We start from the raw sequence: 24,669 nt of genomic DNA, 5'->3' as shown, positions 1-24,669 counted from the left end.
GATCATCGGTCTGGCCGGTCGTTACCCGATGGCCGAGGATCTCGATGAGTTCTGGGACAACCTGGTGTCCGGCCGGGACTGCGTCACCGAGATCCCGGCCGAGCGGTGGGACGCCGACCGCGACTTCGACCCGGTGCCGGGCCGTCCGGGGGCGAGCTACTCGCGGTGGGGCGCGTTCATGGCCGGTGCCGACCAGTTCGACCCGCTGTTCTTCGGGATCTCGCCGCGCGAAGCCGAGCTGATGGACCCGCAAGAGCGGCTGTTCCTGCAGACGTCCTGGCACGCCATCGAGGAAGCGGGCTATCGCGCGGGCGACCTGGCGGGCAAGCCGGTCGGGGTCTACGTCGGCGTGATGCACAGCCACTACCAGCTGTACGGCGTGGACGCGATGCGCGCGGGCAAGCCGGTGCCGGGGTCCTCGCACGCGGCGATCGCCAACCGCGTATCGTACACGCTGGACCTGCGCGGTCCCAGTATCGCCGTCGACACCATGTGCTCGTCGTCGCTGACCGCGATTCACCTGGCCTGCCAGGCATTGCGGTCGGGCGAGGCCGAGCTGGTCATCGCCGGTGGCGTGAACCTCTCGCCGCACCCGTACAAGTACGTCTTCCTCAGCCAGGGCCGGTTCCTGTCGACCGACGGCCGGTGCCGGGCGTTCGGCGCGGGCGGCGACGGCTACGTGCCCGGCGAAGGGGTCGGCGCGGTCGTGCTGAAGCCCTTGGACCGTGCGCTCGCCGACGGGGACCACATCCACGGCGTGATCACCGGCCACGCCGCCGCGCACGGCGGCCGCACCAACGGCTACACCGTGCCCAATCCGGAGGCCCAACGGCGGGTCATCGCCGCCGCCCTCGAGGCCGCAGGTGTCGAGCCGGCCGATGTGTCCTATGTGGAGGCTCACGGGACCGGAACCGGGCTGGGCGACCCGATCGAGATCTCCGGGCTGGCCAAGGCCTACGCGGGCGCCGGCACGATCGCCATCGGGTCGGTGAAGTCCAACATCGGACACCTGGAGTCGGCTGCGGGGATCGCGGGCCTGACCAAGGTACTGCTCCAGTTGCGGCACCGCCGCCTGGTGCCATCGCTGCACGCGGACACGGTCAACCCCGACATCGACCTCAGCCGCACGCCGTTCGTATTGCAGCGCAACGAAAGCGCGTGGCCCGCGGCCGGACTCCGGCGGGTGGGACTGAGCAGCTTCGGTGCCGGCGGCGTCAACGGGCACCTCCTCGTCGAGGAGGCCGAACCGGCTCCCGTCACCGCGACGACCGCCGCCGAACAGCGCATGGAGCCCACGTTTTTCGTGCTGTCGGCCCGTGAAGACGACCGGTTGCGTGCTTATGCGGCCCGGCTGGCCGAGTTCCTGCGGACGGCCCGGGTCGATCTCGCCGACGTCGCCCACACCCTGCGCACCGGCCGGGAGCCGATGGAACACCGCCTGGCGGTGGTCACCGGGAGCGGTGCGGATCTGGTGCGGGCCCTGTCCGAGTTCGCCGCGGGCCGCGTGGCCGACGGCCTGGTCAACGGCGTTGCCCGCGCTGGGGAACGAGCGGACGAGACCAGCCTCGACGCCCTGGCGCGATCGTGGGTCCGTGGCGCCGAGCTGCCCGCTGTGGGCGGACGCCGGATCTCGCTGCCGGTGTACCCGTTCGCGCAGGAGCGCTACTGGGTCGACCTGCCCGAAGAGGACATTGTCATTCGCCCGGACGACCCTGTCCTGCGTGATCACGTCATCCACGGCACGAGGCTGCTGCCTGCCACCGCGTGCATCGAGCTTGTGCGCGCAGCCGCCGGACCGGCCGCGCGCGGGTTGTCCGGAGTGACGTGGGGCAGCCCGATCACGGCCGATGACGGGCCCAGGCGCGTGCGTGTGGTCATCGATTCCGGTGCGCGGGCGGCGTTCGAGGTCGTCGGCGCGGACGGTACGAGCCATGTCCGCGGCACCGTCGACTTCGGTGCCCCGTCGCCAATCACCCGAGTGGACCTGGACGCGGTGCGCCGCCGATGCACCGAGCACCGCAACGGCGCTGAGGTGCACGCCTGGTACCACGAGGCCGGATTTGCTTACGGGCCGGCGTTCGACGTGATCGAGGATGTCTACAGTGGACCAATCGAGGCGCTGCTGCGCGTCGGCGTTCCCGCGGCCGCCATCGATGGCCTGCTGCACCCGACGAGGCTGGACGGCGCCCTGCGGGTGTGTCACTGGGTCGGCGGCCGACCGGCGGGTGAGCCCGCCATTCCGTTCAGCCTCGGTGCCGTGCGGTTCGGCGGTCCGCTGCCCGAGGTCTGCTGGGCACATGCGGTTGTGCGCCCCGGGACCGATCCGGCGCGGTTGCGCTACGACGTCACGCTGACGGACGCCGACGGCAACGGGGTTCTCCGGGTTGAGGACTTCGCGTTGCGTGCCCCGGCACGGTCCGGCGTCGCCTGGTACCGGCCTGCGTGGCAGCCCGCCCGGACCGCGCCCGCGGCACCGCCTGCCCCGACTTTGTTGTTGTGCACCAACGATCCTGGCTTCACGGTCAACCGGCCGAACGTGCTCCGGGTGACGGAACCCTCGGGGATCGCGGACGCGGTGCGGCAGACCGAAGGCGACCTGGACGTCGTGCTCGCCTTCGACGTCCCCGATGCCCAGCATGGTGTCCTTGCCGCGCTGACCCTGGCCCAGGCCAGTGCCGGCCGCCACGTGCGATGCCTGGCCGTGTGGCCGGACACGGGTGAACCCGCGCACGAGGCGATCGCCGGCTTCGCCCGGTCGACGGCCCGGCACTTCCCGTCGTTCCACCTCGCCACCTTGCGCGTCGGCCCCGGCGTCGACCTGGCGCAGGCGGTCGTCGAGGAACTTGGTGCGCAGCGCGGGCTTGAGGTGCTGCGCCGGGCGGACGGCCGGTTCGTCCGACGGGTCGAGCGCCTGGCACAGGTGCCCGCCACCCAGCCCATGCCGCTGCGGCGTGGCGGCGTCTACCTGATCACCGGCGCCACCGGCGGGCTCGGCCGTTGGCTGACCCGTGAGCTCGCCCGCCGGTACGCGGCCCGGCTCGTGCTGGTGTCCCGCAACGCAAGCCGCCACACGGACCTGGCCGACGAGGTGCGCACGCTCGGCGGCGACGCACTGCTGGTCTCGGCGGACGTCGGCGAGGCCACCGAGACCCGCCGCGCCATCGACGAGGGCACAGTCCACTTCGGTCGGCTGGACGGGGTCTTCCACCTCGCGGCCGTTTCCGACGACGTCCCGCCCACGCAGGTGGATCACGGGCGTTTCCTGGCCGCAATGGCGGCGAAGGCCCAGGGGACCGTTCACCTCGACGCGGCCGAGGCGCCGCTGTTCGTGGTGTTCTCCTCGCTGGCCTCGCTGCTCGGCGACTTCGGTGGCGCGAGCTACGGCACGGCCAACCGGTTCGCCGACGCCCACGCGCTGCGCCGGCCCGGGGCACGAACCCTGGTGTGGCCACTGTGGACGATCGGTGGTCTCGACGAGCGGCTGGACGAAGGGCAGTGGGCCGCCTACCGGTCGCTCGGGTTCACCCCGTTCGACGCCGAGACCGGCTGGGCCGCGTTCGAACAGGCGCTCACCTCGGCCGAACCGTGGCTGATCCCGGCAGTGGGCGACCAGGCCCGGATCGCCGCGGCCTGGCGGTCCTTCGAACCCGAGCCTTCCCCGGCCGAACCGTCCACGACCGAGCCGCCCGCGGCGACCGGCACCGACCTGCGTTCGGTCGCGGTCTCCTTGCTGCGGACCCACCTGTCGAAGGTGCTGAAGGTCCCGGCCGGGCGCATCGGCGAGACGGACACCCTCGACCGGTTCGGCATCGACTCGGTGATGATCATGGAGCTGAACGCGGACCTCGCCGGGCCACTGGCGGACCTGCCGCAGACGCTCTTCTTCGACCACCGGACCCTCGGCGCGCTCGCCGACTACGTCACCGCCAACCACGCCGACGCCCTGGCCCGGCTCGCTCCGGCTGCCGTCCCGGCCCGGAAGCCATCCACTGTGGACACTGTCCGGCCGGAGCCGTTGCCTGCCGGGGGCGACATCGCGATCATCGGGATCAGCGGCCGGTACCCGGGAGCCGACACCCTCGACGAGTTCTGGGAACGGCTGCGGGCCGGGGCCGACCTGATCACCGAGGTGCCCGCCGACCGCTGGGACGCCCAAGCCACCTACGATCCGCACGGCCGGGCACCGGACTCCACCACCGGCCGGTGGGGCGGCTTCCTGTCCGCTGTGGACACGTTCGACTCGCGGTTCTTCCGGCTGTCCCCGCCCCAGGCGCGGGCGATGGACCCGCAGGAACGGCTGTTCCTGGAGACGGCGTGGGCCGCGCTCGAGGACGCCGGGTACCCGCCGGGCCGGCTGCCCGCCGCGCACCACGCCGACTCGGGTCTGGATGTCGGGGTGTTCGCCGGTGTGATGTGGGGCGACTACGCCACTCTGGCCGCCGAGGAGTCGTTCCGGGGCAACCCGGCGTCGGTTCCGGCCAACCGGGCCTCGATCGCCAACCAGGTGTCCTACTTCGGCGACTTCCGCGGCCCGAGTGTCACTGTGGACACTGCTTGCTCGTCGTCGCTGGTCGCCGTCCACCTCGCGGTCGAGAGCCTGCGCCGCGGCGAGTGCTCCTACGCGATCGCCGGTGGCGTGAACGTCATGGCGCATCCGTTGAAGTACGTGAACCTGAGCCGGATGAACATGCTCGCCGCCGACGGCCGCTGCCGGTCGTTCGGCGCGGGCGGCACCGGATACGTGCCCGGCGAGGGCGTGGGCGCCGTCCTGCTCAAACCGTTGGCGGCCGCGCAGGCCGACGGCGACCGCATCCACGCGGTCATCAAAGCCACCGCGGTCAACCACGGCGGCCGCACCAACGGCTACACAGTCCCCAACCCGGCCGCTCAGCAGGCGTTGATCGAGCGGGCGATGGCGGGTCTCGACCCTGCGAGCATCGGCTACGTCGAGGCGCACGGCACCGGCACCGCGCTGGGTGACCCGATCGAGCACACGGCTCTGGAGCGCGCCTTCGGCGGACGCGGGCTGGAGATTGGCAGCCGCGCCCTCGGGTCGGTCAAGTCGAACATCGGTCACCTCGAAGGCGCCGCGGGCATCGCCGCGCTCACCAAGGTGGTCCTGCAGCTGCGTCACCGCACATTGGTGCCGTCCCTGCACTCCGCCGAGACCAACCCGAACATCGACTTCACCCGCTCGGTCTTCGCCGTCCAGCAGGATGTCTCCCCTTGGCCGGAGCCACAACCGGGGCAGCCCAGGCGGGCCGGCATCAGTTCGTTCGGTGCGGGCGGCACCAATGCCCACCTCGTCGTCGAGGAGTACGTCCAGCACCGGATCGCGCCCCAACCCGCCCACCCCGAACTGCTCGTGCTGTCCGCGCTCACCGAGGACAGGTTGCGGGAGCAGGCCAGGCGGCTGGCCGGTGCGCTGCCCGGGACTCCACTCGCCGACGTCGCACACACACTGCGCGTGGGGCGGATGCCGATGCGCCACCGGCTCGCTCTGTCCACTCAGGACACTGATGAAGCCGCGGAGCTGTTGCGCCGGTTCGCGGCCGGAGAACAGCCCGAAGGGGTTTTCGTCGGTGATGCGAACGCATCCAACGCCCTGGGCGACTTGTTCACCGGGACTGAGCCGGGCGCCGAGTTCGTTCGCGGTCTGTTGCGCGAAGGGCACGCCGACCGGTTGGCGCGGCTGTGGGTGGCCGGAGTGGACCTGGACTGGTCCGTCCTGCCCACCGGTCCGGTGCCGCCACAAGTGGTTTCGCTGCCGACGTATCCCTTCGAGCCCGAGCGGCACTGGCTGACGACCACCGCACGGGAAGCGCCTGCCACGACGGCGGCCCTGGTCGTCCAGCCGACCGACCAGGTGGTCACCGACCACGAGGTCGCGGGGGAGCGAGTGCTGCCCGGTGTCGCCCACCTCGCCCTGGCAGTAGGCACACTCGCACCCGGTCAGACGGTTTTCGCGGTGCACGATGTGCGCTGGCTCGCGCCTGTTGTCGTTGGCACGCAACCTGTTGGCCTCGACGTGGTGACCGAGCCCGCGCCGGACGGCATCGGCTATCAGTTGCGCGCCAAGGATGGCGAGCGGTCGCGCGGAATCCTGCGCACGGGAACCGTGTCCGAGGCGGCGCCGGTCGACCGGGCGTCCATCGCGCAGCGGTGCCGTACCGAAGTCGACGCGGCGGCGATGTACGCGCGGCTACGGCAGCGTGGATTGCGCTATGGGCCGCTGTTCCAGGTTGCCGAATCGGTGTGGACAGGCGACCGGGAGGTGCTTGCCCGGCTGCGCACGGACCGTCCCACCCCGCCCGGATACGCACTGCACCCCGGCCTTGCCGATGCGGCGCTGCACATCCTGGCCGCCGTGCTCGACGACGGCGAGCCGGTGCTGCCGTTCGCGGCGGACCGGATCACTCAGCACAGGCCTCTGCCGCAGGCTTGCTACGCGCATGCCGTGGAGCGTGATGGCCGTTGTGACGTGACCGTGTTCGACGACTCCGGGAACGTGTGCCTGACCGTGGCCGGCCTGGTGCTGCGCTCCCGCCCGTCCGCCGAACCGGACTTCCTTTACGTTCCATCGTGGACGGTCGCACCCACGCCACCGCACACCACGCCCGACGCCGGTCCCGTGTTGCTGGTCGCCCGGCCCGCCGAGTCGGCGCTCGCCGACCGGATCGCCGCCGCGCACCCTGAGGTGGTCCGGATCGCGCCGGGTGAGTCCGCCGCGCGATTCGCCGCGCTGCCCGGGGCGCGGCAGGGCCTGGTCTACTTCCTCGGGTCCGTGACCGGCGCCGACGACGAGCAGGACGAGTCGGTGCTGGCGCTCTACCGGTTGCTCGCCGACCTGCGGGACCGCGGCGTGCTGCCGGGACCGTTGCGGCTCAAGGTGATCACCGGCGACGCGTGCCCGCTTGGCGACCGCGACGCGGCCCGCCCTGGTGCCGCCGGGCTGGCCGGGCTGGCCATGACGGTCGACAGCGAACTCGGCGAGCTGGGTACCGCGTTGCTGGACGTGCGTGGGGCGGACGTCGCCGCAGACCCGGCCGCGGTCGCCGCCGCGATCGTCGCCGAGCCGTGCGCACCGCGGGTCCGGCAGGTGTTGCTGCGCGCCGGGGTTCGCTACACACGTCGGTTGCGGCGGCTCTCGCCGGTCCGGCCGCAGCCGTCCGCGTTCCGCGAGAACGGGGTGTACCTGCTGGTCGGCGGGCTTGGCACGATCGGCTTCGACACCGCCATGCACCTCGCCGGGCGCTACTCGGCCCGGCTGGTCCTGGTCGGCCGCGGTGCGCTCGACGGCCGCAGGCGTGCTCAGCTGGACCGGATCGAAGCCGCGGGTGGGCAGGCGGTGTACCTGGCCGCCGACGTCACCGATCCCGGCCAGATCGCGGGCGCGGTGCGGGAGGCCAAGCGCCGGTTCGGGGTGCTGCACGGCGTGATCGACGCCGCCATGGTCCTGGTCACCACGCCGTTCGCCGAGCTGTCCGCCGAAGGCTTCGCCGCCGCGCTGCGGGTCAAGGCCGCCGGCACCCGCGCGTTGTGCGCGGCCGTCGCGGGGGAACCGCTCGACCTGCTGATGTTCTACTCGTCCGGGATCTCCTTCGGCGGCAACCAGGGACAGGCCGGTTACGCGGCGGGCAGCGTCTACCAGGACGCGTACGCGTTGTCCCTCGGCCGCACGGCGCGGTTCCCGGTACGGGTGGTCAACTGGGGCTTCTGGCACTCCGGCGGCGACCGGGACCGGGAGCGGGTGCTCCAGCGGCTGTCCGCGTCCGGCGTCACGCCGATCGGTGCCGCCGAGGGCATGCGGGCGATGGAACTCGTTGCCGCGCAACCGGTCGGCCAGGTGATCGCGACCAAGGCGGACCAGCGGGTGCTGGCCGGCATCGGCGTCGACCCATCGTCTACAGTGGACTGTCGCGGTCCCGCTGACACCGCTTCGCTGCCGGTACCGTACGTTGCGCCCGATACCGAGCGGGCTGCCACGGCCGCGGCGCAGCTGCGGGCGAACCAGGCCCTCGACGCGCTCGCCGCCGGGCTGCTGGCCGGTGTGCTGCGCGATGTCGAGGCCAGCCAGGTCATTCCAGAGCATCACGCGCTGTACGAGGCCGCGCTCGCCTTGGCGGCCCGTGGCACCGAGGTGGCCGACCCTGGCCGTGCCATGGCAGCGCTCGTCGCCGAACACCCGGGCGCCGCCGCCGCGGCCGAACTGCTGGTGCGGTGCGTGCGAGCGCTGCCGGACGTGCTCACCGGGCGGCGGGACGGGGTCGACGTGCTGTTCCCGGAAGGCTCCGCGGACCTGGTTTCCAGGTTCTACCAGTCGGATCCGGTGATGGAACAGTACAACGCCCTGCTCGGCGAGGTGTTGCGGACGGCCAGGCCCGCGCGTGTGCTGGAAGTGGGTGCTGGCACCGGTGCGACCAGTCGCGTTGCGCTCGCCGCGCTGGGCGATGGGGTGCACTACACGTACACGGACCTGTCGTCGACGTTCGTCCGGCACGGCCGCCGGGAGTTCGGCTCGCGGCCGGACACCGGCTTCCGGGTCCTGGACATCGAACGCCCGCCCGCCGGGCAGGGGTTCACCGAGCCGTTCGACGTCGTGCTGGCCACGAACGTGCTGCACGCGACCCGCCGGATCGAGACGACCCTCGGCCACATCAAGGACCTGCTGGTGCCCGGCGGCCTGCTCATCGTGAACGAGGGCATCCGGCCCGCGGCCTACCTGACCTTCGTGTTCGGCCTGGCCCGCGGCTGGTGGATCGCCGAGGACACCGCGCTGCGGCTGCCCACCGCACCGGTGCTGAGCGCACCCCGGTGGCTGGACGCGCTGACCGCGGCCGGGTTCACCTCGGCGACCGAGCTGGCGCTGCCGGACGAACCGGCCGACCAGCGCCTCATCCTGGGCCGGGCGGACGGCCTGCGCGTCCGCCGCGCCGAACTCGCCGCACCGGTCCCGGCGAAGCCGCCCGCCGTGACCGGGCAGCACACGACCGGACAGCACGCGACCGAGCAGTACGTGACGCGGGTGTTCGCCGAAGTTCTGGAGCTGCCCGCCGACCGCCTCGCCCCGGACACCACCTTCGGCGACTACGGCGTGGACTCCTTGGTGGCCCTGGAACTGACCCGGGCACTGGAGGCCGAGTACGGCCCGCTGCCCGCGACGCTGCTGTTCGAACACGCCACCATCGCGCAGCTGGCCGTCCACCTGCACAGGCTGCGCCCGGCCGAGCAGCCGCCCCCACCGGTGCCGTCTCCGATCGAGCCAACGACTGAGCCTGCTATTCCGGCTCCCCCTGCGGCCAGGGACCCGATCCGGGCGGTGGTGGACCGGCTGTCCGACTCCGAGGTCGACCGGGTGCTCGGCCTCCTGGCCGGGCTCACCTCCGCGAAAAGCACCGCCGCCGCAACCGACATGACCGACGCGAAGGGCGATACCGCATGACTGTGCCGTCCACGCCTGGGCCGGCCGAGCCCGGGCAGACCCCGGCCGATCGCCGCGAGCTGCTCGCGCGGATCCTCGCCGACCTGGGTGTGGCCGCCGCGCGGGACACCGAGATCGCGATCATCGGCGTCGCCGGCCGGTACCCGCTGGCCGGGACCGTGGGCCAGTTCTGGGACAACCTGCGCACGGGCCGGGACTGCGTGCGCGAGGTGCCGACCGAGCGGTGGCCGGCGGCCGACCACTACGACCCCGCGGGCCGGTCCGGGCGCAGTTACAGCAAGTGGGCCGGTTTCCTCGACGACGTCGACAAGTTCGACCCCCTGCTGTTCCAGATCTCGCCGAGCGACGCCGAGGACATGGACCCGCAGGAGCGGCTGTTCCTGGAGATCGCGTGGGCGGCGGTCGAGGACGCGGGCTACGCGCCCCGGTCCCTCGGCGGCAACGACCCGGTCGGCGTGTTCGCCGGTGTCATGAACAACGACTACGAGTGGATCGGCGGCGCCGCCGAGGCACGTGGGGTGGCCAACCACGCCCGGTCCAACCACTGGTCGGTGGCCAACCGCGTGTCGTACACGCTGGATCTGCACGGCCCCAGCCTGACCGTCGACACGGCCTGTTCGTCGTCGCTGACCGCGATCCATCTCGCGGTGCGGAGCCTGGCGAGCGGCGAGTCGGCGATGGCCATCGCGGGCGGCGTGAACCTGATCCTGCACCCGGCCCACCTGTGGCACCTGTCCGACCGCCAGATGATCTCGCCGGGACGGCAGAACAAGGCGTTCGGCGCGGGCGCGGACGGGTTCGTCGACGGTGAGGGCGTGGGCGCGGTCGTGCTCAAGCCGCTCGCCGCCGCGGTCGCCGACGGGGACCGCGTGCTCGGCGTGATCCGCGGCTCCGCGCTGAACGCGGGCGGCCGCACCAGCGGCTACACCGTGCCGAACCCAGGCAGCCAGGCTGACGTGATCGCCGGGGCGCTGCGCCGTGCGGGGGTCGATCCGGCGGAGGTCAGCTACCTGGAGGCGCACGGCACCGGCACGCCGCTCGGCGACCCGCTCGAGATCGCCGGACTGCGCCGGGTCTTCGGCGGACTGCCCGCGGGCAGCTGCGCGCTGGGCTCGGTGAAGTCGACGATCGGTCACCTGGAGTCGGCTGCGGGCATCGCGGCGCTCACCAAGGTGCTGCTGCAGTTCCAGCACGGCATGATCGCGCCCTCTCCGCACGCGGAGCCGCTCAACCCCGAGATCACCTTGAGCGACACGCCGTTCCGGATCCCGAAGGACGCGCAACCGTGGCCCGCACGCGTGATCGGCGGCGTCCCCCAGCCGCGCGTGGCGGGGATCAGTTCGTTCGGCGGCGGCGGTGCCAACGCGCATCTCGTCGTGGCCGAGTACGTCGACCAGCATGCCGCCGCCAGTCCGGCCCGCACCCCGCAGCTCGTGGTGTTGTCGGCGCGGACCGAGGAACGCCTCCGGGTCGCCGCGGGCGAACTCGCAGCGTTCCTGACCGAGCCGCACACCCCGGCGGTCGCCGCCACCGCGGAAAGCCACTGTGTCGACGCGGTCGCCGAAGTGCTCGGCGTCGACCCCGACGACGTCGACCCGGACGTCGAACTGCGTGACTACGGCCTGGGTGCCGCGGAGTGGCCGCGACTACGTCACCTGCTGGCCGAACACCTGTCCCTGCCCGCGACACTGCCCGCCGGCACGACCGCCGCGACGCTGGCCGGGCACGCCGCCCGCAACGGGAACGCCGTGCCGCGCACCGGCCTCGAACTCGCCGACATCGCGCACACCCTGCGCGTCGGCCGTTCTCCCATGGACTTCCGGCTCGCCCTTGTCGTCGCCGACGTCACCGAGCTGCACCAGGCACTGCGCGCGATCGCCGGCAACCGCCAGCCCGGTTGTCCACATTGGATCGGGGATGCCACCGAACGGCGCCCCGGCGCGGCTCTGCCGGGCGGCGACCTGCACGCTTTGGGCGAACTCTGGGTCCATGGCGGCACTGTGGACTGGTCACCTCTGTCCGAGCCGCCCGCGGGCTGCCGTGCGCCGCGCAGGATCGCGTTGCCCACGTACCCGTTCGCGCGCAGGCGGTTCTGGGTTCCCGAGCCGGAGAAACGCGACGAGGCAGGCCGTTTCGCGCCGCGCTGGCAACCCGCGGGCGCGGTGCGTGCAGCGGCCCGGCCGGCGGGCTCAGTACTCATCTTGGCCAGTGCGGTCGCGCGCGACCTGGCCGACGCCATCGCCGCAGCCGTCGGCGACGCCCGGGTGGTCTCGCTGGATGAAGCCTCGCCTGAGCTGCCCGGTGAGGTGGACACCCTGATCCACCTCGGCGGCACGGACCTGGCCACCGGTGCCGCCTCGCTGTTCGACGTCCTCACCCGCGTCCGGATCCGCGCACTGCGCGTCGTCACCTCCGACGTGCATGCCGTCGCGGGCAGCCCTGGTGACAACCCGGTTGCCGCCGCGTTGCACGGACTGGCCCAGGTGGCGTCCGCCGAGTTCACCGGCACGCAAGTGTCCTGTGTGGACATCAGCAGGCAGGATCCGCGGGCCGACCGCGTGGCCGCGATCCTTGGCGAACCCGCGCACCCCAAGGGTCGCGTGGTGGTCGTGCGGGGCGGCCAGCGATATGTGCGCACCCTTGCGCCGGTACGCGCTGCGGCCGCGGTCCCTTACCGCCAAGGCGGCGTCTACGTGATCGTCGGTGGCACCGGCGGTGTCGGGCTCGCCCTCACCCGCCACCTCACCGAGCGGTACCAGGCCAAGGTGATCTGGCTCAGCCGCAACGAACCGGACGCCACCCACCGGGCCGAGATCGAGCGCGCGCACAACGCCGGCGGTGAAGTGGTGCACGAGCGGGCCGACGTCGCCGACGCGGCCGCGGTCCGTGCGGTGATCACCCGGTCCGTGCGGCGATTCGGTGCGGTGCACGGCGTCTTCCACTCCGCGATGACCTTCGACGACCGGCCGATCGGCCGGCTGAGCACCGCCGAGTTCCGGTCCGCCCTGGCCGCCAAGGTGGACGGCACCCTCGCGCTCGACGCGGCGGTCAGCGAACACCGCCCGGACTTCGTCGCGCTGTTCTCCTCGGCGGGCTCGTTCGGGTCCAGCTCCGGCAACAGCGCCTACACCGCGGCTTCGGCGTGCCAGGACGCGCTGGGCCGGCACCTCGACTCGGTGCGCCCGTACCCCGTGCGAGTCGTCAACTGGGGCTACTGGGGCGCGGTGGGGTCCGGCGCGCGACCCGGCCTGCCCGCCATTTTCCGCGCACTGGGCATCGGTGAACTGACTCCGGCGGAAGCACTCGCCGAACTGCCCGGTGTGCTCGCCGGGGACGAGCCGCAGGTGATGGTGATCCGCGCGGAACGGGCGGCGCTGGCGGCACTGGCCGACACACCCGGCGACAAGGACGACAACGAGCCTGTCGGCAAAAGCCTTGCCGCGGTACGGGACCGGCTCGACACGACGCCGCGCGACCGCGTGGGCACCGACCGCGTGCTTGCCGCGTACGGCAAACTGGAGCCGCTGGTGGCCCGTGGCCTCGTCGTTGCGCTGCACCGGATGGGCGCGTTCGCCAGTGCCGAGCGGATCGACCGGGCGCACATCGCCGGCGAACTAGGTGTTGTCGCGGCCCACACCAGGCAGTTCGCCGCGCTGGTCGCCATCCTGGTGCAGGCCGGGTACCTGGCCGAGGACGATGGATCGCTGCGGGCGACGCCCGCCTTCACGACCACGGCCCGGGACTGGGACCACGCCCGGATCGACACGGAACTCGACCGGCTGCGCGCCGGCTACCCCGAGGTCGCGTCCACCATCCTGCCGGTCCAGCGGTTCCTGGCCGCTTATCCGGAAGTGTTGCGCGGCAAGGTGAACGCCACCGAGATCCTGTTCCCGAACGCCTCGCTGGACCTGGCGGCCGGTTTCTACCAGGGCAACCCGGTCACCGACCACTACAACGACCTGGTCCGCGCCGCGATCACCGAACGGGTGCGCCTGGCGGCGGGGGACCGGGTCGCCATCATCGAACTGGGTGCGGGGACCGGGGCGACCACCGAGCGTGTGCTGCCCGCCCTCGACGCCGACGCGGCCATGATCGACTACGCGTACACCGACGTGTCCCCACGGTTCCTGGACCACGGCCGGTCCCGGTTCGGCGCGACCCACCCGTACGTCCGGTTCCAGCTGCTCGACCTGCGGTCCGACCCCGCCGCCCAGGGCTTCCCACCCGGCGGGCACGACGTGGTGATCGCGACCAACGTCGTGCACGCGACCCCGGACCTGGCCGAGACGCTGCGGTCCATCCGGTCGCTGCTGCGGCCGGGCGGGTGGTTCGTGCTCAACGAGCTGACCACCGTGCGTGCCTCGGTCACGGTCGCGGGCGGCGTGCTCGACGGCTGGTGGTCCTTGCGCGATGCCCACCTGAGGATCCCGGACTCGCCGCTGGCCGAGCCGGGCACCTGGACGCGGCTGCTGCGGGCGGCCGGGTTCGGCGAAGTGGCCGTGCTGTCCGGCGGCGCCGACCTCGGGCAGACCGTCCTGGTCGCCGAGGCGGGCACCGAACAGGTCCGTGCGGCCGTACCGGTCCGGCAGGCCCGGGCCACCGTTTCCGCTCGCACCGATGACGTGCACGGCGAGCTGCGGGAACTTCTCGAGCGCACACTCAAACTGGACGAGCCGATCAACCCGGACCGGCCGCTGGCCGAGTACGGCTTCGACTCGCTGACCGGGATGCAGGTCGTGACCGGCATCGCCGAGACCTTCGGCGCGGACGTGCGGCTGGTGGACATCCTCGAACACGCCACCCTGCGCGGCCTGGCCGCGCATCTCGCCACGGCGGGCGTGCTGCGGGAAGCCCCGGCCGCGCCGATCGCGCCGGTCGAGCGCCGCCCGGCGTCCGAAGGCCAGCGGGCGCTGTGGGTGATCGAGCAGACCGCGCCGGGCAACCCCGCCTACAACCTCCCGGTGGCCGTGTGGCTGGCCGCGGACACCGACATCACCGCGCTGCGGACGGCGTTGGAAGCACTGGTGGCCCGGCATCCGGCGCTGCGCACGACTTTCGCCGACGAGGACGGCACCCTCGTGCAGGTCGTGCACGCCCAGCTGGACCTCGAGTTCCGCCACGAACACGTGCCCGCCACCGAGGCCGGCGAACTGGCCGAACGCCTGCGGACCCGCGTCCGCCTGCCGTTCGACCTGACGGCCGGGCCCCTGGTGCGGGCCGAGGTGCACACCGTGCCGGACGGCCGGCACGCGCTGCTGGTCACCCTCCACCACGCGATCTTCGACGGCACGTCCATCGCGGTCTTCCTCGACGAGCTCGCCGATGCCTACCTGGCCGTGCGGGACGGTCGCCCGGTCCCGCAACCGCCGCCCGCGGCCGGTTTCGCGGACTTCGCCGACTGGCAGCGGGCCATGCTGGACGGTCCGCGCGGCGCCCGGCTGCGGGAGTTCTGGCTCGAGCGGCTCGCGGACGTCGAGCCGGTCCGGCTGCCCACCGACCGCCCGCGCCCGGAGGTCCGGTCCCTCGACGGCGCCAGCACCGAACACCTCCTGGACGCCGAGCTGGTCGCGGCGGCCAAGCAGTACGCCACCAACGCCGGGGTCTCGCTGTTCACGGTCATGGTCACCGCGTACATCGCGATGCTGGACCGGCACTGTGACCAGCGGCCGATCACCGTCGGCACCCCCGTCGCCGGGCGGCCCGAGAGCCGGTTCGCCGGCACCGTGGGCTACTTCGTCAACCTCGTGCCGGTCACCGTCGAGCCACACCCCGGGGACACGTTCGGCACGCTGCTCGGCCAGGTCCGGGCCGAGGTCCTGGACGCGGTCGAGCACGGTGACTACCCGTACATCCGCTCCGCCCAGGAGCTGGGCCGGCCGCTGACCGGCACCGCTTTCTACTTCCAGAACTGGGTCGCCCGGCGATCCGGGCCGACCCCGGTGCTCGGCCTGGTCGACGGCGTGCACCAGGAGGGCGAGTTCGAGCTGACCGCCGATCTGGTCGAGCTGGCCGAGGGCTGCAAGCTGACCATGAAGTACGACCCGCAGCTGTTCGACAAGTCCACAGTGGACGGTTTCGCCGAGCGGTTCCGGCTGCTGCTCGGGCAGGCGCTGGCCGAACCGGATCGCCCGCTCGCCGAGCTGGACCCCCGTACCGCGGCCGAACGGCGGCTGCTGGCCGACGAGCAGGCGGCGTCCCGGCGTGACTACCCGCGCGAGTCCACTGTGGTCGATCTGGTCGCGGCACAGGATCCGCAGCGAGTCGCCGTGGTCTGCCAGGGCGAGGAACTCACCTATGGGCAGCTGACCGCACGGGTGAACGCGCTGGCCTCGTTGCTGCGTGCCCGTGGCGTTGGCCGTGGCGGGAGCGTCGCCGTACTCGTCGACCGGTCGGCCGATCTGGTCGTCGCGCTGCTCGGCGTGCTCGCCTCCGGTGCCGCGTATGTGCCGCTGGATCCGACGTACCCAGCCGAGCGCATCCGGTACATGACCGCCGACGCGGGCGTCGCGCTGGCCGTCACCCATCGGGAGCTGAGCGAGGCGGCGAGCGCGGTCGACGCACCCGCGCTGTGGCTGGACCCCGGCTGGGCTGATGAGGTCACCACGACACCCGGCGCCGGTCCGGCGCCCGCCGATGACGCCTACGTGATCTACACCTCCGGATCGACCGGGCGTCCCAAGGGCGTGCGTGTCGGTCATCGCGCGCTGGTCAACCTGCTGTGGTCGATGGCCCGGGAACCTGGCTGCACCGAACGGGACCGCGTTCTCGCGGTCACCACGGTGTCGTTCGACATCGCCGGTCTCGAACTGTTCCTGCCATTGGTCACCGGTGGCAGTGTCGAGGTCGTGCCGTCGGCGGCCACACGGGACGGCATCGCGCTGCGCCGGATCCTGGAGGCCAGCGCGGCCACCATCATGCAGGCGACCCCGGCGACCTGGCGGATGCTGGTGGCCGCGGGCTGGTCCGGCGGCCGCGGGCTGCGGGTGTTCTGCGGCGGTGAGGCGCTCGACCGGGACACCGCTCGTGCCTTGCTTTCCCGCGCCGGTGAGGTCTGGAACCTTTACGGGCCAACGGAGACCACCATCTGGTCGTCGGTGGCACGGGTCCGCGACGGCGAACCGGTCACCCTCGGCCGGCCGATCGCCAACACCGTCTTCCACCTGCTCGACAGCGACGGCCGGCCGGTACCTGCCGGTGTGCCCGCCGAACTGCACATCGGCGGCGACGGGCTCGCCAACGGCTACCACGGCCAGCCCGAGCTGACCGCCTCCCGGTTCGTCCCGAACCCGGTCGACCCGGACGTCTCGCCGTTGCTCTACCGCACCGGCGACCTGGTGCGCCGCACCGCTTCCGGTGCGCTGGAGTACCTCGGCCGGATCGACGCCCAGGTCAAGATCCGGGGCCATCGCGTCGAACCCGGCGAGATCGAGCAGGCCGCCCGTGAGCTGCCGGGTGTGGCCGATGCCGCGGTCGTGCTGGCACAGACCGGTTCCGGCGCCGCGGTACTGCGGTGTTTCTACACCGCGGTCCCGGGCGGCCCCCGGCCCGACCGGGCCGGCTTCGGCCGTCTGCTGCCGGACTACATGATCCCGGACGAGCTGGTCGAACTGGCCGAGCTGCCCAAGACCCCCAACGACAAGATCGACCGCGGCCGTCTCGCCACCCTCCGCCCGCAGCGTGGAAAACGCCCGCCGGGCACCAGGATCGCCGACTCCGCGGACCGGGTGGCGGACGAGCTGGTGGGCATGGTCGCCGAGCTGCTCGGCGTGGACCCCGGCGAGGTCGACGAGACCGACCGGTTCGGCGCGCTCGGCGTCGACTCCGTCCGCCTCACCGAACTCAGCGTGCGCATCCGGCGGAGGTGGGGCGTGCAAGTCGCGCCGCCGGTCTTCTTCAAGCATCCGACCGCGCGGGCCGTCGCCGGGCACCTGCTCGACACCCATCCCGCGCTCTTCGCGAGCGAGCCCGCCGCCCGGCCTGCCGAACCGGTCGCGGCCGCGCCCAGGACGGGCGACACGGCCGTGATCGGGATGGCGGGCCGGCTGCCCGGCTCGCCCGGCCTGGACGCGTTCTGGCGGCACCTGGTGGCCGGGGACGACCTGGTCACCGAGACCCCGGCGGAGCGGTGGGACTGGCGCGCCCTGGGCCGTGAGCACGGCGAACGGGCCGGCCGGGTCGCGCGCTGGGGTGGCTACCTCGAGGACGTGGACGCCTTCGACGCGGCGTTCTTCGGCATCTCGCCACGCGAGGCCGAGCTGATGGACCCGCAGCAACGGCTGGTCCTGGAAGCGGTCTGGACCGCGCTGGAGGACGCCGGGCTGCGGCCGTCGGACCTGGCCGGCTCGCGCGTCGGCGTGTTCCTCGGTGTGTCCAATGTGGAGTACGCGCAGCTGCAGAAGGACAGCGGCCGCCACCGCGAGGGGCACGCCGGGACCGGTGCGGCGCAGTCCATCGTGCCCAACCGCGTGTCCTACTTCTTCGACTTCCGCGGCCCGAGCGTGGCCATGGACACCGCGTGCTCGAGCTCCCTGACCGCGGTCGCGCAGGCCATCGCGGCACTGCGCACCGGGGCGTGCGACCTGGCGATCGCGGGCGGCGTGAACCTGTTGCTGTCGCCGGATGTGTACCTCGCGATGGCCGACGGGCACGTGCTCAGCGAGCAGGGGCGGTGCAAGACCTTCGACAGCTCGGCCGACGGCTACGTCCGCGGTGAGGGCGTCGGTGTGGTCGTGCTGCGTGACCGGGCCGAGGCCGAGCGGGCCGGGGACGTGATCCACGGGGTCATCAGGGGCGTCGCGATCAACCACGGCGGCCTCAGCTCGTCGCTGACCGCGCCGAACCCGGACGCCCAGGCCGAGCTGATGGTCGAGGCGTTCACCGCCGCGGGTGTCGATCCGTCCGATGTGGACTACCTGGAGGCGCACGGCACCGGGACCGAGCTGGGCGACCCGGTCGAGGTCTCCGGGATGCGGGCGGCGTTCGAGGAACTGGCCAGGCGCCGTGGCGTGCCGCTGCCCGCGGAGCCGTTCTGCGGGATCGGGTCGGTGAAGTCGAACATCGGCCACCTGGAGACCGCGGCCGGCGTCGCCGGGCTGTTCAAGATCCTGCTGGCGATGCGGCACGGCCTGCTGCCGGCGAACCTGCACTACCACGACCAGAACCCGTACCTGGAGCTGGACGGCGGGCCGTTCCGGGTGCTCGGCGAGGCGACCGCGTGGCCCCGCCGGTCCGGCCGGCCGCGGATCGCCGGGCTCAGCTCGTTCGGGGTCGGCGGGGCCAACGCGCACCTGGTCATCGAGGAACCGGCCGAGCGGGCCGAACAGCCGGCCACCGCGCCGGGACCGCTGGCATTCCCGCTGTCCGCAAGGAATGCGGGCACGCTGGCCGAGCGGGCGAAGGCGCTCGCCGCCCATCTGGCGCAGTCCGACGCGCAGCTTGCCGATGTCGCACACACCCTGATCACCGGACGTGCGGAGCTGGCCGAGCGCGCGGTCGTCATCGCCGAGGATCGCGCGGAGCTGCTCAGGATCCTGCGCGTGCTCGCCGCGGGCGGCGAGACCGATGGCCTGGTGCGTGGCCGGGCTCGTAAGCGCGGCAAGCGTTCCGCTGACGTCCCGGCCCAGACCGACGCCGGCGCGGGCACTCTGCTCGACCGCGCCCGGCGCTGGGTGACCGGCGAGGCCGCGGATCTGCGTTGTGTGGCCGGCCGGCGGGTGTCGCTGCCGACCTATCCCTTCGAGCGCACCAGGTACTGGGTCGGTCCTAAGGTGGCCGCACCGGGTCGGGCGCGGCTGCACCCGACCCTGCTCGACGCCAATGTGTCCACATTGGACGGTGTGGCGTTCGAGAAGAACCTCACCCCGGCGGAGTTCTACCTCGCCGACCACGTTGTCGGCGGCGAACCGGTGCTGCCGGGTGTCGTGCACCTCGAACTGGCCAGGCTGGCGGGTGAGCTCGCCGGTCAACGGCCGGTGCGCGTGGTCACCGGCCTGGTCTGGGGCCTGCCCGTACGTCCTGGAGACGGCCTGCGGCTGCGTGTGCGGCTGACCCCGCAAGACGATGGCGCCCGCTTCGAGGTCGTGTCCGATGCCGTCAGCCACGCGAGCGGGGTGCTGCGCTTCGCTGACCCCGCACCGGTTGCCCGCCTTGACATCGACGCGGTGCGGGCGCGGTGCGAAACCGTGCGGACCCGCGAAGAGTGCTACGAGCGGATGACCGCGCTCGGCTTCGACTACGGCCCGAGCCTGCGCGCGGTCGAGGAGGTCCGGCACTCGTCCGACGAGGCCCTGGCAACGTTGGTGCTGCCTGAGACCCGGCGTGCGGACACCGCCGGCTACCGGTTCGAGCCGTCGCTGCTGGACGGCGCGCTTCAGGTCGTCGGCTGGATCGCCGACACGGCCGCGGCCAAGGACGCCGATGGTCGGCCGGTGCCGTACCTGCCGTTCTCGATCGACGAGATCCGCCTGCTCGCCGACCTGCCGGAGACCTGCCTGGTGCACGCCGTCCGGGTCCGCGCGGCCGCGGGCCTGCAGGTGTTCGACCTGACCATGACCGGCCAGGACGGCTCCGTGGTGTGCCGGATCGATGGGTTCGCCTTGCGCGCCACGGCATCCGCCGATACCGGCGAGCCGGTGGCGTTCGTGCCCACCTGGCGTGCGGCGACCGATGAGCCCGCACCGGCACCGGCGACGGTCGTGTTCCTCGGCGACGCCGCCCCCGAACTCGTCGCGGCAGCGGCTCCTGCCGCGGCGGTCACCCGTGGACCGGGCGAACCCATCGCCGATCTGGTCGCACGCCTGGCTGACGCACCGGCGCCGATCGTGTTCGTGCAGACCCCGCCGGCCCGGTCCGACCTGGAAGGCGCGCTGGACGACGGCTTCCACCTCGCCCGGGAACTCGCCGCCGCCTGGGTGGCCGCGAGCCGGGGGAGCGCGCGCTGGCTGTACCTGTACGACACGACCGGCGACCACCCCGAGCTGCACGGCGCCATGGCCGGGTTCGCGCGGTCACTGAGCTGGGAGTACCCCGGCCTCGCGATGCGCGTCACCGGTCACGCGGGCCTGGATCCGGCGAAGGTCCTGGCCGGTGAGCTGGTGACCGGCGGCACCGCGGAGGTCCTGGTGACGGCCGGGGGACGGCTGGCCCGGGCGTGGGACCGCACCGAGTTGCCCACCGGCCCTGAGACCGTCACCGGCGGCCCGGGCGTGCACCTGGTGACCGGCGGTGCGGGTGCCCTCGGTCTGGCCTTCGCGTCCTGGCTGCTGGACCGCAATCCGGACGCCACTGTTGTGCTGGCCGGGCGCACCGAGCCCGAGCCCGCAGTGCTCGACCTGGTGCGCCACCGGGGCGACGTCCGGTTCGTCCGCGCCGATCTCGGCACCCGCGACGGTGTCCGCCTCGCCGTCGAGCAGGCCAGGCAGGCCGGTCCGCTGGTGGGCGTCGCGCACCTGGCCGGGACGCTGCGTGACTCGTTCCTGCTGCGCAAGAGCCGCGCGGACGCCGATGCCGTGCTGCGGCCCAAGGTCCTCGGCGCGGCCTGGCTGGATCAGGCCACGCGGCACGATCCGCTGCGGTACTTCGTGGCGTACTCCTCGACCGCGGCCGCGTTCGGCAACGTCGGCCAGGCCGACCACGCGACCGCCAGCGGCTACCTGGACCGGCTGATGACCCGCCGCGCCGAGCAGGCGGCGTCGGGTGAACGGTCCGGGGTGAGCCTGTCCGTGCAGTGGCCACTGTGGACGGACGGTGGCGTGGCGGCCGATCCCTCCGTGGTCGCCAAGATGGCCGAGCTGTTCGGCATGCGGCCGGTCCGGACCCAGCCGGCCATGGCCGCGCTGGCCCGTGCCCTCGCCGGGGATGCGCCGTCGGTGTTGCTGGCTCCGGGCGATGCCGGCCGGATCGCGGCGGCCCTGGGCGGCACCGACGTCACGCAGCCGGTCACGCACCAGGCCGCACAGCCGGAAGTGCCCGGGGCCGAGCCGGTGGGTGACGTGCGCCCGGATCAGCGCCTCCGGCACGACGCCCCCGGCCGAAGCGAAGCCCGCCTCGCGCCGGACGAGGACGCCGTGCGGGAGCGAGCCGTGGAGTTCCTGGCCGGGGTTCTGTCCGAGCAGCTCAAGCTGCCGGCCGCGGAGATCGACCCCGATGAGGAGTTCGACAGCTACGGCGTCGACTCACTGATCGTGATGAGCGCGACCTCGGCGCTGGAGCAGCACTTCGGCCCGTTGTCGAAGACGCTTTTCTTCGAGTACCTGACTTTGCGCCAGCTGGCCGAGCACCTCGCCGCGGAGCATCCCGGCGTCTTCGAGCCGACTGTGCCGACAGTGCCGATAGTGTCCAAAGAGGACAATGCGGCGGAGTCGGCCCCTGCGGTCGTCACCGTCCGGGAACCTGAGCCGACGCAGGCAGAGGAGGACATCGCGATCATCGGTGTGGCCGGTCGCTACCCCCAGGCCGACGACCTGTGGGAGTTCTGGGAGAACCTGCGCGCCGGACGGGACTGTGTGCAGGACGTGCCCGCCGACCGCTGGGACCACGACCGCTGGTACGACCCGGAACCCGGCGTACCCGGCCGGACCGCGACCCGCACCGGCGGGTTCATGCGGGACGTCGACAAGTTCGACCCGATGTTCTTCCGGATGTCGCCGGTCGAGGCCCGGCACCTGGACCCGCAGGAACGGATCTTCCTGGAGACCGTGTGGCACCTGCTGGAGGACGCGGGCCGCACCCGGGCGGACCTCGCCGCGGTGCGGACCGGTGTGTTCGTCGGGATGATGTATGGGCACTACCAGCTGTACGGCGTGGACGCGGCCCTGCATCGCGGTGGTGCGGCGACCTCGTCGTCGTACGCGGCCGTGGCCAACCGGGTCTCGTACTTCTACGGGCTCACCGGGCCGAGCATCGCGCTGGACACCATGTGCTCGTCGTCGCTGGCCGCGATCCACCTTGCATGCCAGGCGATCCGCACCGGTGACTGCGAGGTGGCGATCGCCGGTGGCGTGAACGTCACCAGCCATCCGGTGAAGTACCTTCAGTTGTCCCGCAGTGGTTTCCTCGCTCCGTCCGGTGCCTGCCGCAGCTTCGGCGCGGCGGGTGACGGGTTCGTGCCCGCCGACGGATCGGGTGCGGTGCTGTTGAAGCGCCTGTCGCAGGCTGAGGCCGACGGCGACCGGATTCTGGCTGTAGTGCGTGGTTCGGCGGTGAACCACGGCGGTGCCAGCAAGGGCTACAGCGTGCCCAACCCGCGCGCTCAGGGTGTGCTCGTCGCCGACGCCCTCGCCCGGGCCGGTGTCCAGCCTTCGGAGATCGGCTACATCGAGGCCCACGGCACCGGGACGGCACTCGGCGACCCCGTGGAGATCAGCGGGCTGACCCGTGCCTTCGGTGACCTGGCCGGGCGGACGGTCCCGATCGGCTCGGTCAAGTCCAACATCGGGCACGCCGAGTCGGCGGCGGGCATCGCCGGGGTCACCAAGGTGCTGCTTCAGCTGCGGCACCAGGAACTCGTGCCCTCGCTGCACGCCGAGGAGCTCAACAGCAACATCGACTTCTCGTCGAGCCCGTTCCAGGTTCAGCGCTCGCTGACCGAGTGGACGGCCCGGACCGGGCCGGATGGCCGGCCCGCGCCCCGGCTGGCCGGGATCAGCGCTTTCGGTGCCGGTGGCAGCAATGCGCACCTGATCCTGCAGGAGTACGTGCCGGCCGAACGGCCCGTGCCCGCCCCTCGCCAGTCCTACTTGGCCGTGCTGTCGGGCAAGAGCGCGTCGCGGCTCGCAGCCGTCACGCAACGGCTGGCGGACTTCCTGGACGGCCCCGGCCGCGACACCGACCCAGCGGCGTTGGCCTACACGTTGCAGGCCGGCCGGGAGCACATGCCGCACCGGCTCGCCGTCGAGTTCACCGACATCGCCGGGCTGGTCCGGGCGCTTCGGGACGGCGCCGGAGTCACTGGTGTCGCCGACCGCAAGCGGTCCGGCGAGACCGATCCGGCCGCGTGGGTGCATGGCGCGACCGTCGACTGGCGAGCCGCATGGGGTGACACCCCGCCTGTTCCCGTTTCGCTGCCTGGGTATCCGTTCGAGCGGGACCACTGCTGGCTGCCCGAAGCCGCCGAGGACCTGGCGGGCACCAGGCACACGCCGCCAACCGTTTCGGGGCAGGCCGACAGCGTGATCCGGGGCGAGACCATCCTGTCCATGGACACGCCCCACGTTGCGGGACACCGGGTGGACGGCCGGGCGTTGATGCCCGCGCTGGCCTACATCGACCTCGTCTACGACGTCTTCGCCGAGCACGGTCATGCCGCCGACACCCTGCGGATGACGGATCTGACGGCGGTCCGCCCGCTCCAGGTCACCGACGACAGTCCGGTCCGGCTGTCCATCCGGGCCACGCCAACGGAATCCGGCTGGGCGGTCACCGTCTCGGATGACGCGGGTCCCTACGCCACCGCCGAAGTCGCGACCGAGCAGGTGCGGCTCTCGGGTGTGCTCGACGTCGCGACGGCTCGCGCCGCGGCCACGCGTCGAGTGGCGCTGGCCGACATCTACGCCGCCGACGAGAACGCCGGGCAGACCTACACCGGAGCGGCGCGGGCGGACGGCGTGGTCTGGGAGTGCCCCGGCACGGTCGTGGCGGAGCTGATCGCACCCAACGCCAACCGCGGCACCAGGTTCGACCCGGCGTTGCTGATGGCCGGTGCGGTGGCGCCCGGCCTGCTGATGACCGAAGGTCCCGAGCCGTTCCTGCCGGTGCATGTGGCTTCGTTCCGGGCCGCTGGGCCGGTGACGAGCCGGTGCTTCGTCCGTGTTGACACCACGGCGATCCGCCGCGGCCCGGGCCTGGTCACGCTGGATGTGGAGTTCTACAACGAAAGCGGCGGCCTGATCGCCACGGTGGCAGGCCTGTCCAGCAAGCGCGTCGACAGCCCGGCTCCTGCGCGGCAGGAAGTCCGCACCACGCCCACAGGGGTGAGCGTGCAGGAGGCGTTGCTGCGTGAGGTGATCGCGCGACGACTGGGCCGCGACCCCGCGGAGCTGGACGTCCGGGCGGGCTACTTCGAGCTGGGCATCGAGTCCGCACAGGTGCTTGAGCTGGTGCAGGCGGTCGAGGAGCTGGTCGGCGAGAAACAGCCGCCGACACTGCTGTTCGAGCGCACCACCATCCGCGATCTGGCCGCGTACCTGGTCCCGCAGTACCCGCAGGCGTTCGAGGCGGCATCAGGCTGG

General features: G+C 72.6%; 2 protein-coding genes (both running past the window's edge). Both read left to right on the top strand.

What is annotated here, in order from left to right; genetic code table 11:
* Window positions 1-9,442 carry the 3' portion of an SDR family NAD(P)-dependent oxidoreductase gene (locus AB0J95_RS26030; protein WP_364762822.1) on the top strand. The gene continues 4,529 nt to the left of window position 1, outside the view, so the window shows 9,442 of its 13,971 coding nt (coding positions 4,530-13,971); its start codon lies beyond the left edge, outside the window; its stop codon occupies window positions 9,440-9,442.
* Window positions 9,439-24,669: the 5' portion of an amino acid adenylation domain-containing protein gene (locus AB0J95_RS26025; protein WP_364762819.1), read on the top strand. Its footprint extends 8,061 nt past the window's final position; only the first 15,231 of its 23,292 coding nucleotides appear in the window; its start codon is at window positions 9,439-9,441; the stop codon falls past the right edge of the window. The genes AB0J95_RS26030 and AB0J95_RS26025 overlap by 4 nt, the downstream gene beginning before the upstream one ends.

The sequence above is a fragment of the Actinocrispum sp. NPDC049592 genome, assembly GCF_040675465.1.
Classification (GTDB): domain Bacteria; phylum Actinomycetota; class Actinomycetes; order Mycobacteriales; family Pseudonocardiaceae; genus Kibdelosporangium.
The sequence above is the reverse complement of the archived record's forward strand: the minus strand, read 5'-3'. Positions and strand labels throughout refer to the sequence as shown.